General features: G+C 60.5%; 14 protein-coding genes. 2 read left to right on the forward strand and 12 right to left on the reverse strand.

Annotated elements, in window-relative coordinates; translation table 11 throughout:
• Positions 1–69 precede the first annotated feature (69 nt).
• The 10 genes from I6I72_RS04575 to eccCa all read right to left on the reverse strand — a co-directional run bounded on the left by I6I72_RS04575 (position 70) and on the right by eccCa (position 10,693).
• Positions 70–384 carry a hypothetical protein gene (locus tag I6I72_RS04575; protein WP_005527850.1) on the reverse strand — a complete coding sequence of 105 codons (315 nt, stop codon included), beginning with the start codon at positions 382–384 and terminating at the stop codon, positions 70–72.
• Positions 384–1,808 (reverse strand): zinc metalloprotease, encoded by a 1,425-nt coding sequence (locus tag I6I72_RS04580; protein WP_236592670.1) that lies wholly within the window; start codon positions 1,806–1,808, stop codon positions 384–386. The genes I6I72_RS04575 and I6I72_RS04580 overlap by 1 nt, the downstream gene beginning before the upstream one ends.
• A 113-nt stretch (positions 1,809–1,921) precedes the next feature.
• Positions 1,922–2,245 (reverse strand): hypothetical protein, encoded by a 324-nt coding sequence (locus tag I6I72_RS04585; RefSeq protein ID WP_052953227.1) that lies wholly within the window; start codon positions 2,243–2,245, stop codon positions 1,922–1,924.
• A gap of 137 nt (positions 2,246–2,382) precedes the next feature.
• Positions 2,383–3,726: a phosphoglucosamine mutase gene (gene glmM / locus I6I72_RS04590; RefSeq protein ID WP_005527845.1), complete on the reverse strand. Its 1,344-nt coding sequence runs from the start codon at positions 3,724–3,726 to the stop codon at positions 2,383–2,385.
• 126 nt (positions 3,727–3,852) lie between these two features.
• A complete protein-coding gene (rpsI, locus tag I6I72_RS04595; protein WP_005527843.1) occupies positions 3,853–4,395 on the reverse strand; it encodes a 30S ribosomal protein S9 in 543 nt (180 codons plus the stop codon).
• The gene (gene rplM, locus I6I72_RS04600) at positions 4,395–4,838 is read right to left on the reverse strand and encodes a 50S ribosomal protein L13 (RefSeq protein WP_034656527.1); all 444 of its coding nucleotides are present in this window, start codon (positions 4,836–4,838) and stop codon (positions 4,395–4,397) included. The genes rpsI and rplM overlap by 1 nt, the downstream gene beginning before the upstream one ends.
• A gap of 334 nt (positions 4,839–5,172) precedes the next feature.
• A complete protein-coding gene (locus I6I72_RS04605; protein ID WP_005527839.1) occupies positions 5,173–5,460 on the reverse strand; it encodes a WXG100 family type VII secretion target in 288 nt (95 codons plus the stop codon).
• A 64-nt stretch (positions 5,461–5,524) separates the two neighbouring features.
• Positions 5,525–5,842, reverse strand: a complete 318-nt coding sequence (locus I6I72_RS04610) for a WXG100 family type VII secretion target (protein WP_034656525.1) — start codon at positions 5,840–5,842, stop codon at positions 5,525–5,527.
• A gap of 121 nt (positions 5,843–5,963) precedes the next feature.
• Positions 5,964–7,106, reverse strand: coding sequence for a type VII secretion-associated protein (locus I6I72_RS04615; protein WP_049152212.1), 1,143 nt, complete (start codon positions 7,104–7,106; stop codon positions 5,964–5,966).
• Positions 7,103–10,693, reverse strand: a complete 3,591-nt coding sequence (gene eccCa / locus I6I72_RS04620) for a type VII secretion protein EccCa (RefSeq protein WP_236592692.1) — start codon at positions 10,691–10,693, stop codon at positions 7,103–7,105. The genes I6I72_RS04615 and eccCa overlap by 4 nt, the downstream gene beginning before the upstream one ends.
• 416 nt (positions 10,694–11,109) lie before the next feature.
• On the opposite strand from eccCa, the gene eccD reads away from it, so the two are divergent.
• A complete protein-coding gene (gene eccD, locus I6I72_RS04625) occupies positions 11,110–12,513 on the forward strand; it encodes a type VII secretion integral membrane protein EccD (RefSeq protein ID WP_049146953.1) in 1,404 nt (467 codons plus the stop codon).
• A gap of 89 nt (positions 12,514–12,602) precedes the next feature.
• Complete coding sequence (locus I6I72_RS04630) at positions 12,603–13,745, forward strand: S8 family serine peptidase (protein WP_236592671.1); 1,143 nt, start codon at positions 12,603–12,605, stop codon at positions 13,743–13,745.
• Here the strand turns inward: I6I72_RS04630 and I6I72_RS04635 are convergent.
• Both I6I72_RS04635 and eccB read right to left on the reverse strand, forming a co-directional pair.
• Positions 13,717–14,163: a TIGR02611 family protein gene (locus I6I72_RS04635; RefSeq protein ID WP_049064351.1), complete on the reverse strand. Its 447-nt coding sequence runs from the start codon at positions 14,161–14,163 to the stop codon at positions 13,717–13,719. The two genes, I6I72_RS04630 and I6I72_RS04635, sit on opposite strands and share 29 nt — an antisense overlap.
• A 56-nt stretch (positions 14,164–14,219) precedes the next feature.
• A complete protein-coding gene (gene eccB / locus I6I72_RS04640) occupies positions 14,220–15,482 on the reverse strand; it encodes a type VII secretion protein EccB (protein WP_236081533.1) in 1,263 nt (420 codons plus the stop codon).
• Between the last annotated feature and the right edge of the window lie 69 nt (positions 15,483–15,551).

Here is a 15,551-nt window from a genome sequence, read left to right on the forward strand (position 1 = left end):
ACACAATGCCAGTCCGCTAAACACGGGCTGGCATTGTGCATTGTGGCCAGCACCGGGCAATGTGATGCACTAATTTCCTCTCCGCAACACCGACTTCACTTGCCTGTTGCCCCTCCTGCTAGAGGAACTAACCTGGCCGGATGTTCCTATATAACGTTGCGCTGCCGGATTTTGGGCCACCTGACCTTGCCCCAGATGTCGCCGCTCAGTCTGCGACTGCGGCGATTGTTTAGCCATGTGTGCTCTTGCAGTAGCTTTCTCAGCTGACTTCTCGAGCTCATCCTGCGCCTTCGCCATCGCCTTTTCAAACTCAAGCAGCCGGGCTGCGGTGCGCTCCCTAAACCCCCGCGCAAACTCTGCAAACTCATCATTTACTGGTGCCATTACCACTGCCCTGCCTTCCGTGCGTGAACTGTCTTTTCTTCTGGTTGCGGTGTGGGCGCCGGTTCCGGAGCAGGCGCCGGGCTAGGGGCCGGAGCTGGCGCTGGAGCAGCAGATTCCTGCGGTACAGCTACTGGTTCAGGCGCCGTAGCGGCCTGCATGTGTGCCACCTTTTCCGGCGGTGGCGGCGGTTCCTTTACTTCCGCTAGCTCCGGTGGTGGTGGAATCACGCCGTCATTAGTTGGCTCTGGGCATGGCTCAGGTGCTGGCGGCTCTGGTGCTGGGGGCGGTTCGGGAGCCGGCACCTCAGGTTCCGGCATATTCTCAAGGCATTCTGCTGCCGCCGCTATTAAAAGCCCAACCCCAATGATGGCTACTCCAACCCCGAGCGCACCCAAGCAACCACAGCATGCTTGCTCTGGCACGCATTCGGCAACGGGAGCCTCGTCATTGCAATCGTGCTCGCAGTCATCCGTGGGTGTTTCTTCATTCTCCACAGGTTTTTGTTCTTCTGGCTGCGGGCACGGCTCTGGGTCTGGTTTTGATTCAGGTCTTGGTTCTGGTTCTTCCGGACACGGCACCTGTGCTGGCTTAGTCTTGGGCTCCGGCTTGGGACACGGCTCAGGCCGTGGTTCTGGGCTTGCTTCAGGTCTTGGTTCAGGTTTTGGTTCAGGTCTTGGTTCAGGTTTTGGTTCTGGTTTGGGTTTTGGATTCGGCTCTGGGTGCGACTCCTCCTTGGGCGCGTTGCTTGGCTTCGTCTCACACGCTTGCTTCTCGACGACTGGATCAGCGCCCCCTGCTGTCAGTGGTTCAGTTTTTTGCGCAGGCGCCGTTGGGGGCACCCCGCCTGGTGAACTGGGCTGACAAGGTGTCTCTGCCGCTGGCTGCGGGCACTTGCGAGCTGGCTCTGGTGCGGTTTCGGGTAGCTGGCGTTCACAAACCTTTGTGCAGCTCTCCTCGAATTTGTCGTAGCACTGTTCAATTGCGGAGTCCCGGTCACGGCATGTATTGACGATTGTGTCATTCGTGCGCTCGATAAGGTCAGCGCCAATGGTCGAGATAATGGGAACGATGAAACGCCCTAGCGGATGCTTTGCCGCGATCATGGTCAAGATGTTGAGCAATGGCACAACTGCAGAAATGAGTTCCGTCAAAGCTGTGTCAGAGACATCGACGATTTCTTCAATAGCGTTAGAGCATTGTTGTGCTTTATCAGTCAGCTCATCCGCCTCGTCCCGTTCTTTTTCGAAGTCCTCCTGCACACCGCCGAGGTGTTCCAGCAAAGCGTCGCCGGCAATGCTCAGCACTACCCCTACAAGGAAACCCTTCAGCCCTCCCCCGCCACGTGCTGGGCGTTTACCGCCCATCGCCGCGATAGTGCCCTGCACCAGCTCTTGAGGCTTGATTCCGTCAACAGAACCAATCATACTCCCAAGTAGGTCAAGCGGAGTGCTCGGACCACCATATGAGCCTTGGCTTGCCGCTTGAAACTGCGACACCGCCTGCGAATAGTCCCCTAACAAAGACTTGGTAGCCGTGCTCATTTCTCCCCTCCCGCCAAGTCCGGGGTTACGCGAGTCAAATTCCCAGAATGCTCAATATCGGCCTCTGAAAATTCCTGTACTTGCGCCCGTACTGCTTCGGCGTGCGAAGCTATATTGTCCAAACGCCACGTGCCTCTCTCATGCAGGCGTTCCAACATCTCCTGAATCCGCGCCCCATGTCCCGCAAAGTCGCGCCCAGCGGCACTGGGCGGAAACGAGGGAGCATCTGCTAGATGGGCGATGCGTTGAATTTGTGTCTCATCCAAGACGCGGTTAATACGCTGAGCTATATCTTGCTCATCAAAAAATACATCCGTCACTGTAGGCACTCCTAGGCCAGCCGAGATCAATTCCTGCCCTTATTGGACTGCGCTTTGCCTCTGACGGTTCCCCCAAAACTACAGAAACCGGGAACCACAAGAAATTCGTGGCTCCCGGCTACCGCTCAGTCTGCGGATTAGACTGCGGAGACTACAGCTGCGAGCCTTCCAGCAACCTTGCGGGCCTGCTCCTTCTCAGCGGCCTCAACCATCACGCGAAACAGCTCCTCCGTGCCAGACGGACGCAACAACACGCGGCCGGTGGAACCGAGCTCTTCTTCTGCTACAGCAATTGCTTCCAGTACTTCGGCGGAAGACATGATGCTGGACTTATCAGAGACAGGCACGTTAATGAGCACCTGCGGCAGCACAGTCATCACTGATGCCAGTTCCTTGAGGGACTTCCCCGACTTAGCCATGCGAGCCATGATGGACAAACCAGTCAGGGTGCCATCACCAGTGGTGCAGTCATCAGGCAGAACCAAGTGTCCAGATTGCTCGCCGCCCAGCGAGTAGTCACCGCGGTTGAGCTCTTCCAGCACGTAGCGGTCACCGACAGCGGTTTCCTTAACCTCAATGCCCTGCTCCTGCATGGCCAGCTTCAAGCCAAGGTTGGACATCACCGTTGCAACGAGAGTGTTGAAACGCAGGTCATTTTCTTCCTTCATGCCCACTGCCAGAAGGGCCATGATTTGGTCACCGTCAACGACGTTTCCCTCGGCGTCGACAGCCAGGCAGCGATCCGCGTCACCGTCGTGCGCCAAGCCGAGATCAGCGCCATGTTCCACCACGGCCGCCTGGGTCTTCTCGATGTGGGTAGAACCGCAGTCTTCATTGATGTTGAACGCGTTCGGCTTGTTGTGGATTGCGATGACCTCAGCACCGGCATCCGCGTATGCCTTCGGCGCAACCTTCGAGGCGGCACCGTTTGCGGTGTCAACAACTACCTTGATTCCGGAAAGATCAGTGGTGACCACCTCGGCTAGGTGCTTCAGGTAGCGCTCACGACCGTCCGGAGCTTCGGAAATAATGCGGCCGAGCTTGGTACCCGTAGGCCCATTCTCGGTCAGGGTTTCCATGGCGGCCTGGATCCGATCCTCGACGTCGTCAGGCAGCTTCTTGCCGCCCGCGGAGAAGAACTTGATGCCGTTGTCTGGCATCGGGTTGTGGGATGCGGAAATCATCACGCCCAGGTCTGCCCCATAATCATCGGTCAGGAATGCAATAGCTGGGGTGGGCAAAACTCCCACCCGCACGACGTCGATGCCACGGGAGGCCAGGCCAGAAGCAATGGCGGCATCCAGCATTTCGCCGGAGACACGGGGGTCGCGACCAATAATGGCTAGTGGGCGGCGCTCATAAGACTCACGGTTTGCCGTGAGCACCTGCGCCGCCGCTTGTCCCAACCGCAGAGCCAGAATAGGGGTGAGTTTTTCATTCGCGAGACCACGAACGCCGTCGGTTCCGAAAAGTCGAGTCATGGATTCAATTATGCACTTTGGCCCCACCACCACGCAGCATGAGGTAAGCCTTGCCGGGTGCGAAAACGGCACAAGCCGTCACTTCCGAAAAGGAAGCAACGGCTCGAGCTGTACGTAAGCGAAGAATTAACGCTTGGAGTACTGCGGGGCACGACGTGCCTTGTGCAGACCAGCCTTCTTACGCTCCACGGCACGTGCGTCACGGGTGAGCAGGCCAGCCTTCTTGAGGGCCGGGCGGTCAGCCGGGTTGTAGACGTTGAGTGCGCGGGCGATAGCCAGACGCAGAGCGCCTGCCTGGCCGGTTGGGCCGCCGCCAGAAACGGTGACCTTGATGTCGAACTGGCCTTCGCGCTCAAGCAGGGTCAGCGGCAGGAGGATGTCCTGCTGGTGCAGCTTGTTCGGGAAGTAGTTGTCGAAGGAACGGCCATTCACGGTGATCTCGCCGGAACCAGCAACGAGGCGAACACGAGCGATGGCGCGCTTACGGCGACCAACGGTCTGGATCGGGCCCTCGTGAATCGGAGCAGCGGTCTCAACCTCTGCCTCGGTGGAGGTAGCGATGGAATCACCGATGGTGTTGGTGAACTCCTCGGTAGCAGCGGTTGCTGCAGCGATGTCGGCAGCGTCGGCTACGTTGTTGTCAGCGTTTGCGATGTTCTGCTCGGTCATTACTGTGCCACCTGCTTAAACTCGAAGGTCTCCGGCTTCTGACCGGCGTAAGGGTGCTCCTCACCAACGAAGACGTGCAGCTTCTTGATGGAGGCGTCGGAAAGCTTGTTGTGCGGCATCATGCCCTTAACAGCTTCTTCGATAACGCGAACCGGGTTGGTGTCCAGGGACTGACCAAGAGTCATGGACTTCAGGCCGCCCGGGTAACCGGAGTGACGGTAGCGCATTTCGCGCTCGCGCTTGTTGGAGGAAACGTGGATCTTGTCCGCGTTCAGGATGATGATGTGGTCGCCGCAATCAACGTTCGGTGCGAACTGTGGCTTGTGCTTACCGCGCAGCATGTCTGCAACGGTGGAAGCAAGCTTGCCCAGCACCACATCGGTAGCGTCGATGACGTACCACTTGCGGGTGATGTCACCGCTCTTCGGGTGGAAAGTAGACAAAATGACTCCTTGAAAGTCTGTCTGAGGACTGCCGGCCAACGCTATGAATGTCTTACGCTTCCGTACAGCGGCCGGTGGAGACCTGCAGAAAGCGCGCACCCCAAAAGGATGCAAACACATAGGGCTACAACTTTAGCCGTCAGCTGCTCAAAACCCAAAACGCTTTGCTTGGCGACGCCCCTCTCGCACTAAGGGTGCGAAAACATACGCACCCCGGGCTTATATCAAAGCCCGGGGTGCGTGCATCGAGACCAGTTGCGTTCGCCTTGCTCCCTACTCGGTGTGGTGTGTTTAAGAAGATTGGCCCGGCTCGATGCGAATGAGCAACTCCTCCTTAGCCCCAGCTTGCTGCCGCACGGCGGTTGACGTCACTCATTGCGTCGTTGCCCTGCGAGACGGTCTTGGAAATGGTGGCCAGAACAGTGTTGAGCTCTGCAGCAGCGTTGTCCCACTTTGCCTGCGCCTCGTTATAAGCCGCGGCCGATTCGCCTTCCCAGGTAGCCACCATTGGTTGCAGGGTGGACTTGAGGTCCCCGAGCAAACCGTTGATGCGGCCGGAAGTGGAGTTGATATCGGCAGCAGCACCCGCGATGGCGCCAAATTCGTACTTGATAGCAGACATGTTTTCCTTCTTTGCGTCTTCCTGTGATTGCCAGTTGTGCTGTGAGTTTTAAGCCTTGAACGGCTTAGAGGGCAAGGCCTGCTCCGCCGACGTTGGAAAAGGCCTGCGCGTTGGTGGCTTCTACATCGTCGAAGTTGCGAGCGTTGTCACGGATGTTGTCAGAGATTGCGGTCAGCGCCTCGCGCAGCTGCTGTGCCGAGGTGTTGTAGCGCTGCATGAGATTGTCGAATGAGACCTGCGCACGGCCATCCCAGTTGGAACGCACCGAGTCCACGACGCCCTGCAGACGAGTGAGTTCCCCCTGCACCTCGTCATTGGTGGAGTCCACGCGTCCAGCAGTAGCCACCATTACATCGGCTTCAGTCTTAAACAGCTGAGTCATTTCTTGCCCCTTCCTTGGGCTCAAAGTGGTGTGTATTTCCCCCGAAAAAGCCGAGTGCGGCTTTCTCATACTTATTAGACTGCGCTGAATCAGAATCGGTTCCCCGGAACCGAAAAACTCTTTAGTTCTTCTTCACCAATGACTCCGCTGCCATGCGGCAGGCGGCTTTTTGCACCACATTCGGCTCGTAGCGCGTATGGCATCCAACCGAAAGCTGGTGCTCGCCATCGGCCCATGTCATCCACGACACCTTGGAACCATCGCCGGGATCTTCCAGATAGTTTAAGCGCCCAGCTTCCTCCCTTGGCTCGGACAAAGCGGGATCCGTTTCGATTTCCGCGTGCAGCTCCTTAAAAAGCATGTCCACTGGCACTGCGTAGAGGGGATCAGCGGAAAGCAAAATGCGCAGATCCGGGTCCTCACCAGTTACTGTCACCACGCCATCTTCAACCTTGGGGTGGAAACCTTGTGGGAGAACCACGTTCATCCCCTCAACGTCGAGTTCCTTCTGCCCTGGGTTCAAACCCGGTTTGGCTTCCTCCACGGCAGGGCCGCTACTTGGCGCAGCGCTTGGTTGTGGCGCTTGGGCTACAGTCTGCGAAAGTTGCTCTACTGATGCTTGTTCCTCGTGGCGCCCCATTGCCCACCAGGACAGGCCAGCGACAGTGAATACGACTGCGGCAATACCCGCATAAAAAGGATCAAACCAGGCGGGCAGTGAGAGGGGCTTGAGTTTCGGCCGCTTGGTTGCCTTGCGGGGCTTTGCTTTAGGTTTCGAAGTCGCGGCGTCTTCAAGCATGTGCTCCTGGTGCCCACGATCATCAGGTTCATATCCCACACTTGGGCGCTCGGTGACTGAAGTGTTCTTTACGTGGAATTCTTGGGTCGGCGTTTCTGCGGGTTCCATGTCGGGTGTAAATACAGGCCCGGCGTATTCGGCATCGGTATCTGAAGCCACCAAGACCCCCGCCACTTCGAGTTGCCTACGCAAAATTGCCGCCGCCTCCACCGAAATTTCTGTGCCGGAAACGTCGACGATGACCTCAGCTGTTACCTCTGGCCATTGCGGACCACAAATCTTGGAACACTGCTCTACTACTGGGGACAGCGCCCAGCCATCCACGATGCCGGTACCGGGAAGGTCATAACGATAGACCGTTTCTGGGCCCTCGTAGATGGTGGCTGCATCCAAAATGGTGATTATGAGAGTGTCGGTGTCGCCGAGCCCTGCGGAAGAGAATTGGCCGGAAAGAGTGGAAGTCATGAGAAGTTCTCCTGGGTTGATTCGGTGTAAAGAGATTGGGCAACGCCAACGAGGGCGCCACGAATGGACCACTGACCGCGTCCAGGTGGTTGGGCCGCGGGTTTGAGGCCGAAGATGGTGCCTTCCTCACGATCGGAGTCGAGAAGAAATACTGCGGGTTGAAGGTCGCGGACGGCGGAGAGGAACTGGCTATAAAGTGCCCTGCCAATTCCGCCCGATTTGCGAGCAATCAGCAGGTGCAGCCCGATATCACGCGCATGCGGAAGCAGTTCAAGTAAAGGCGCCAAGGCAATCTCGCTGACCAAATCCAAGTCATCAATTGCCAGGTAAATGTCCGGGCCCTGCCACCAGGAACGCGCGGCGAGCTCAGCGGGCGTCACGTCCGCGCCAGGAAGACGCGCCTCCAGGGTGCGCGCTGTATCGATGATCGTCTGCTGTGTGGCCGCGGTGTTGGCCGCGTAGGCCGCCACCATGTCAGGTTCGAGTGTCCCCAGGTGCGCGCGCCTGTGGTCGATGACGACGATGCGCGCTTCCTCCCGCGGAAGCTTTTCTATTCCTTGCAACACAGTGCTGAGAAACGCTGACTTTCCAGAGCCTTGGGAGCCCACGCACACCACATGTGGCGTCGCCGCGGGATCCCAGGCCAGCGGTTCCAGGTCGGGCCCGCCGATACCCCAGGTGATTCCGCTGATTCCTTCCACGTTTTCGACCTCACGCAGCACGTCCGGCAGCATCTTGAGTGCAGGCACCGGTTCAGAATCGACGTGAATCCTTGCGACATGCGCTAGGTCTTGATTGGCCGTGGCCGCAATGAGCATGTTCTCGCCGCCCACCGTGAGTCCCCGGCCCGGCGCGGCGGGGAGCTTCTGCTGCGCTTTGCGGTCGATGAGCGAATCCATCGCTTCGCCAAGGCGCAGTTCAAGACGTTGGGAAATCAGATCGCGGACATTCGGGCGCATACTAGTCCACCGGTTGGTGGTGACCACCACGTGAACCCGCGCCGATGCACCATCGGCCACGATTGCGGTGACGGGCTCCGCCAGGTCTTCGTACTCGGCGCCGGCAGTGCCGATGTGATGCCATCCATCGATGACGAGGAACGTATGTGGTTCACTGGGGCGGCGAATGTGGCCCGCCACCTCATCCACAATTCGCCGGACCTTCTCGGGCTCATCCCGGCTGGCCACTCCCGCAACGTGCGGCAGCCGTGCTAGCGCGGTCAACTGCCCACCACCCAGATCAATGACGTAGAAGCGCACGTGCGCCGGTTTGTTCACCACAGCTAATGCCGTCACCACGCTGCGCAGGGCCATCGACTTTCCGGATTGCGGGCCGCCACAAATGGCGAGGTGCCCACCTTCCGCAGCAAGATCCACCACGAGCGGGTCTTGACGCTGGTAAAAAGGCCTATCGATGATGCCGATCGCCGCCTCTAGGAAGGGCTGTGCACCTGCATTCCTGCCCTGGTCTTCAGGTGTTGCCACCACTGCGGAAAGCTCCACCACAGGTGGCAGCGGCGGCAGCCAAATGCGGTGCGCATGCTGCTGGCGACGCCGCGCCTCCAGCTCGGCGGCTGCAACGAGGGCGTCGAGAAGCGACTGCGACTCATCAACCACCGTGTGCTGCGCTGCTACTGCGTGCGCGTCAACGTCCTCATCCTGTGCCGGCGCCCATCCGGAGAAGAACGTCACGCGCGGCCGCGTCTGCTGTATACGTTCCGCGGAGCCCGCTGTGCCTCGGGATTCGGGCGCTGCGACGCGACGCTCTACCGGGCCCGAAACGTAGGCGGCTTGGAAGCGCGTTGGCGCGTCAGCATCCGTCTTAAGATAGCCCGCGCCGGGCTGGGCGGGCAGATGATAGGCGTCCGTGACGCCGAGAACCTGCCGTGATTCCGCAGCAGAAAAAGTCTTCAAACCAATGCGATAGGACAAGTGAGAATCCAGTCCACGCAACCGCCCTTCCTCTAGGCGTTGCGAAGCCAGCAACAGGTGCACGTGCAGGGAACGGCCAAGCCTGCCCACCGCGACGAAGAGCTCCGCGAAGTCGGGATGCTGTCCCAACAGCTCAGAGAATTCATCGACCACGATGACAAGAGCCGGGATGCGGCCAAACTCCTCTACCGCGCGCGGAGCGGCGTTGAAAGCATCGACGTTGGCAAAGTTTCCTGCTGCGCGCAGCAGCTCTTGACGGCGATTCATCTCACCAGAAATGGCATCGTGCATACGCTCCACCAGCGTGGACTCTTCTTCCAGGTTGGTGATGACAGCCGAGGTATGCGGCAGCGTATCGCAGCCCAGGAAGGTCGCACCGCCCTTGAAGTCGACCAGGACTAGGTTGAGTTCTTTCGGACTATGGGTCGCAGCAAGTGAGGCAACGAGTGTTCGCAGCAATTCGCTCTTTCCGCTGCCGGTAGCCCCAATGCACAGGCCATGCGGCCCCATGCCGCCCTGCGCGGATTCCTTGAGGTCGAGGTACACCGGTTGCCCCACCTCGTCCAGCCCAATCGGGACCTTGAGGCGTTGCTCAGCATGTCTGCCCGCCCACATTCCACTGGCGGCCAGATCATCGATGTCCCCACAGCCCACCAGATCCATGAGGTCGTTACTGCGCCTGCGCGAGCGGACCGCACCGTGCAAGTCGGGGCGGCGATACTGTGCCAGCTGTCGCGCGACCAGCAGCGCTGTCTCAGCATCGACGTCATCGGGCACACCCAGTACCTCATCCCCTGCAGCGGTAACGACCTGCAAATCCTCGCCTGCTACGAGAAAGATTCCGTCTTCTTCCGCACGCTGCCCAAGCGGCGTATGCCGCTGCACGCCCACGCAGAGATAGCTCGTGACCTCATCATCCTCCGGTAGATCGGCATGCGCGGGGATGCGGGTGGCGTCGACAAGCACAATGCGAAACCGTGCCTGCTCAGGCCTCCTTGTATGCGGCAACCATTTGACCCACTCCCACTCGGTGTTGCACCGCGGGTACAGCTCAATGCCCACCGTCTCCGGGCCATGGGCCACGGCCAAGTGCAGCAACATCGCGCGTGCCACATCCGCGGCTCGCTCCCCCGAAAGCCCCAGGCAGGTAAATGCCTGCAGCTGAATGACCACCGGCATCTCCGCCAACGTCCGCAAGGCATTGACCGTGTGCCGCACGCTCACCGCACACACCGGATCAAGGTCTTCCGTGGCACCTGAATCAGGCACGTTGATGGGCACGCACAAAGCCATCGGCCCAGTGCCCACGCGCACTTCAAGCGCATCGGGGTCGTCGGCGACGCGCTCCCACATCCGGTAACTTCCCACCAACGCTGCCACCTGTTCGGGCGCCGGATTTCGGTGCTCCTCATGCGCGCGTTGCGCCGCTGACAGCTCCAAGACTTTTTCCCGCAACGCCTTCAGGTGCCGCAGGTAGGTCCGCCGCGTCTCATCGGGATTCTGATCGCCGCCTTGTGGATTGAACATCATGAAGACGCTCGCCAGCATCATGAGCGGAAACATCAAGCTAATCGGGCTCACGCGGCGTTCTGGCCCCGCACCCAACACCATCAATGCAACCATGCCCAGCATCGCGCCAACCATCACCAGCGGCATAAGAATACGTATCAAAGGCACCGGTTGCGGTCGCACCGCCTCCGGCACTGCCTCCGCATCCACGCTGCCTTGCGGCAAAGGTGGTGCCGGTTCACGCTGGCCGGAATCTAGTACTTCGACAATCTTTTCGCGCGCAAGCGAATTGTTTACTCCGTTGTATAACGCATGTGAGAGTCCAGGTATGGACATAATTCCCCCATAAAATCCCTCCGATTTCCCCACGTCCCCACTGCTTTTCACTACGTTGCACAGTGCACGGCACCCCAGCCCTACACCATGCATCACCGTGAATCGGATTAACCGTTTGCGGTGGACACGATGCCACTAGTAAGCCACAATGTGTGGAGTTAGGCAAGGGGGAAGCCTTGTGGGGAAGGCCCATAAGGCACCAGTTTTTCTCGGGGGAGGATTTCTGCATGACGGAAGTTTTGAGCACCACGCAGGCGCAATCAGTGCGGGTCACGGTGCGATTCCATATTTTTGAATTCCGCAAGGAGGCAGACGTTGCGCTGCCGCTGGCTGCCAGCATTGGGGAGTCTTTAGGGGAGCTGATGCAGCTTGTCGACGCCCCCATTTTCACCGTCCCACTCCAGGCAAGCACTGCGGGCGGCAAGGCAATCCCGCTTAGCACCATGCTCGAAAGAACACCGTTGCGTGAAGGCTCGGTACTCATCATCGAGCCGGTCGAAGAGAAACCGGCGCCGGTAGTGCGTGACGCGGCAGAAGCTCTAGCCCACAATGCGGCGGCGGGACTGCCAGCGCAATCCGCAACCGTGTGGGCGGGCGCCGGTTTGCTTGCCGCAAGCAGCATCGTCGCGGCTACGCTGGGCCTGCTTCCGGCCGCCATGCTCGTTGCACTAGGAGCATTCGTACTGGCGTTATGGACGCGTTCGGCTCTCTTGACCTGCCTGTGTATCGCTGCGGCAGCCGTCGCGGGCTGGGTGTTTATCTCGCCCCAAGAAGCCGAACGCCCCTGGGCGCTCTGGGCCGGGTGCGTCGGGGCGCTTATTGCTCTGGCAGCCTGTCACGTCACCAAGCTAGGCGGGATGCGCTTGAGCCTTGCCACATTGACCACCGCATTGTTGTGCGCGATCGGCGCCGCAGGCAGCCTACTCCCCGGCGCGCAGGGCGCCAACCTCGTGGGCGCCCAGGCCCCGGAAGTAGTTCCCTCAGCAGGCGCTGCATGCGCGCTCGCCGCGACGGTGATACTGCTGGCCGGTGCGCCCTCCTTCACTACGCACCTAGTCGGGCTCAAGGTCCCGCAATTGCCCACCGCGGGACAAGACCTCGACGTCTCGGACTCCGTGCAGGATGACGTGGATCAGCGCGCAGATCGCGCCGGGCTGGCCTACGAGGGCGTGTGCATCGGCGCTGCCGTGGCGGGCCTTCCAGCATTGGCGTTTCTTGCCGTAATGCCGGTGAGCTCTACCAACCTGGTGACGGTCCTCTTCGCCCAGCTCTTGTGCGTGGCACTCGCCGGCGCCACGGTGCTGCACGCGGTACGCCATGCCCGCGTGGTGTCATCGTGGGCGTTGACTGGGCTGGCATTGGCTGCCACGGCTGTGGCCGCTATCTATGCTGCCCGCTGCTGGAGCGCTCTCACCACCAGTCCGCCGTGGAGCATCTGGGTACTCAGCGCACTCGCTGTAGGTGTGCTCGCCGCGATGGTGTCCACTCCCCTGTGGGCGTCCAAGGTTGCGCTGGCTGCGCCCACCACGATTGCGTGGTGCGAGCGCGCTGAGACGCTCGCGATTGCGGCGTGCTTACCGCTAGCCGCACACGTGGCAGGCATCTTCCTTCTCATCCGTGGTCTCGGATAGGAAACGCCATGCAAGCTCAGGAGTCTTTTGCCTCAGGCTGCGCTCTCGCCCGCTCACTTCGGGTGGCGGCTACATTGATGCTTCTTGGGGTGTCGTTGATTCTTCCCGCGCCGGCGCAGGCCCGCGAACCTGACGTCGCATGCGCAGTGCCTATTCCTGCGGAGCGTTCACCGCGTTCCTCGCAGGAACAAGCGGCGTACCGGGCACGGCTGCATTCCTTTGCCACCGGTGAAGGCATCACCGTGGCCGTCATCGACACTGGTGTCAGCCCGCATCCGCAACTACGGGCGTTACGCGGCGGCAGCGACTTCGTCACCCCGGAAGAACCCGATTCCCTACGGGATTGCGATATCCACGGAACGGCCGTCGCAGGCGTGATTGCTGGCTATGACATCGGCATCGCACCCCGTGCGGAGATTGTGTCCATCCGGCAGACCAGCGGGCACTACCGCCATCGCTCAGAGGACAACCTCAGTTCCTCCGGGACCTTGGAGACCCTTGCCGCTGCGATCAACAGCGCGCTGGATGAGCGGGCCAAAGTCATCAACATTTCTGTAATTTCCTGCGTTCCGCGCAAGGAGGCACACCGGGTGGACACGCGGGATCTCGACGCCGCGTTGCAGCGGGCCGAGGATAGCGGTGCGGTGATTGTTGCAGCTTCCGGCAATGCGTCCTCGGGCGGCTGCACCAAAGAAGACGTGGTCTATCCTGCGCATGCTGCCACCGTGCTGGCCGTGGGCGCACTGGCAAACGCCCACGACGTCGCCGAGTATTCCATCCCTGTTCACGACAAGGATCGTCGTCTCAGCGCCGACGGCCACGTGCCCTTGGCGCTAGCCCCTGGCGGCGAGTGGGCACGCGCCAAGACCACCGTCGACGGGCAGCCCTCCCCATTCCACGGCACCTCCTTTGCCGCACCGGTTCTCAGCGGAACCGTCGCCTTGCTCGCGCAGCGCTATCCGCATGAAAGCCCTGCGAAGCTGCGTGCCCGCATCTATGCTGCTGCCGAACCAGGCAACGGTTTCATCGATCCGCTCAGCGCCCTGACCTTCCACCAGGATCGGGAAAGCCCCAACGCGAGCGCTGATGCAGCTGCACCAGAAAAGTCCGTAGTTGTTCGGCCAGCCGCCGCTGAACGCAGTGTTGCGCCCGCGCGGTTGATGGCGCTCGTGGCCTCATTGGGCGGGCTTGTTGTCTTAGGCGCTACGCTGCGCCGAATTCGGGACGCGTGATGCCCAGCCACGCGAAGAAACCGTTGAGGAAGTCCAGGTATCCGGTTGCCCATGAGCCCCACAGAATGAGCGCGAAGACGAGCCAAATAATCACGATCAACAAGGTGATGAGCAGCGCGCGGGTACGCATGGATTGACGGCCAAACCAGTCGAAGAAGCGATCGTATTGGTGAACACCCCACTCCAAAAGGTGACGGGCCCAGTGCACCTCAAAGGAGAGAATCCCGATTCCTACGAAGGTGGTGAGCCATCCTTGGCCGGGCAGCGGGATGGTGATGAGTCCGACGATCAGGATGGTCCATCCCAAGGTCAGCGTCAGTGGACGGACCAAGAAGCCGTACTTGGCTTCCTTTGAGCGCGAGTGCCGGTCACGAAAATTCTCTACGCGCTCATGCACCGCCTCGCGCATTGTTCCCATGCGCACTGATTCTAGCTACCTGTCCGGCCCGCCTGCATCTCTTCCGAGCACCGCTTTCAGCCGCGCAGCGCCTCATCTCGCTCCAGGGGCGATCCCTCAGGCAGAAGCCGCAAAATTTCCCAAGGAACCTGCACGTCACTGGTAGTCCCGAGAGCCTCCATGAGGGTGCCTTGGGAGACTGCATGCCGAAGTCCAGTTGCGGAAATCACATGGTAGCCATGACCACTGTCGACGCCCACCCCGCCAGCTTCTAGGCCCACGAACCGGTCTGCAGCGCTTTCGCCCGCCACGGCGACGCTGCCCGCGACTGGTGTGCTGAGAGCACCTCCGCCTTCGTCGTTGGCGCACAGCCAGCCCGCATCGGGGCCATGGAACTCGTACCTGGTAGAAGGCAGGTTGAAGCCTAATGGGGCGTCGCCAAGCGCTGCGACCTCCGTTGCTTCAGTGTTCAGGCGCTGCGCCCCCATCCCCACCAGCATCTCCGCCTGGGTGGGAGTAATCGCTGCTACTCCCTGCTCACTGCGCGCCCACAGGCCGTCACCGGTATCCAGGATCTCCGGTAGCTCCGCTGGAAAGGACAGCGGCGGCAACTCTGCGAAAGCATTGAGAAGCTCCTCCGAGATTTTCCACGCATACGTGTCATCGCGCAGCCCCAATGCGCGGCGCAGCACCCTGCCTTGTGTGCTCGTGTCCGCGGGCAATGCCACGCGCCCTGCCTCGGTGAGCAACCACTTCTTGCCACCGGACTCCACCAAGGCTGCGGCCTGCGCTGTGAATCCTTGCACATCCGCATTCGCCACGACGATGGTCTCTCCTGGGCGCCCCGCATCGTCGTCGATGGTCGTGAGGTTTTCATCGCCTACGTCTTCCTGCGGCGAATAGCAGGCTGCCCACGCCGAATGCGGCGAGGTGGGATCAGCCAGATAGTTCGGCGCATCCGCAATTCCCAGCGGCGCGCCTAGGCGGGCACCGCCCAGAAAGTCCGTGCCGATGGCATGCGGCGTCGCCGGCTCGCCCACAATCAAACGTGCGGACGTCAGATTAGCGACTGGATGGTAGGCCTCATTCACCAGAACAAAGAGCTGGCCTTGGTCCGTGCGCACGATGGGCGCATCCCCCGGATTGGGATTGGGTTGCAACCACGCCATAAGCCCCGAGCCAACCCCTAGAAAGGCCACGGCGATGATGCCGAAGACGAGCGCGCGGCGCCGCTTGGCGAGCGGATCATGAATCATCCGGATATCGCCCAGAACCAAGCCGTGTTCCACCCGTCGGCGCAGAAACTTATACCCTGAGACGTGTGCTTTTGTCGTAGGCATGGGACGAGCCATGCGAACCTCCCCCGAAATTCACGCGCAGTGCGCACCCCGCGGATGGCGTCAACGATG

The organism is Corynebacterium striatum (assembly GCF_016728105.1).
GTDB classification, from domain to species: Bacteria; Actinomycetota; Actinomycetes; order Mycobacteriales; family Mycobacteriaceae; genus Corynebacterium; species Corynebacterium striatum.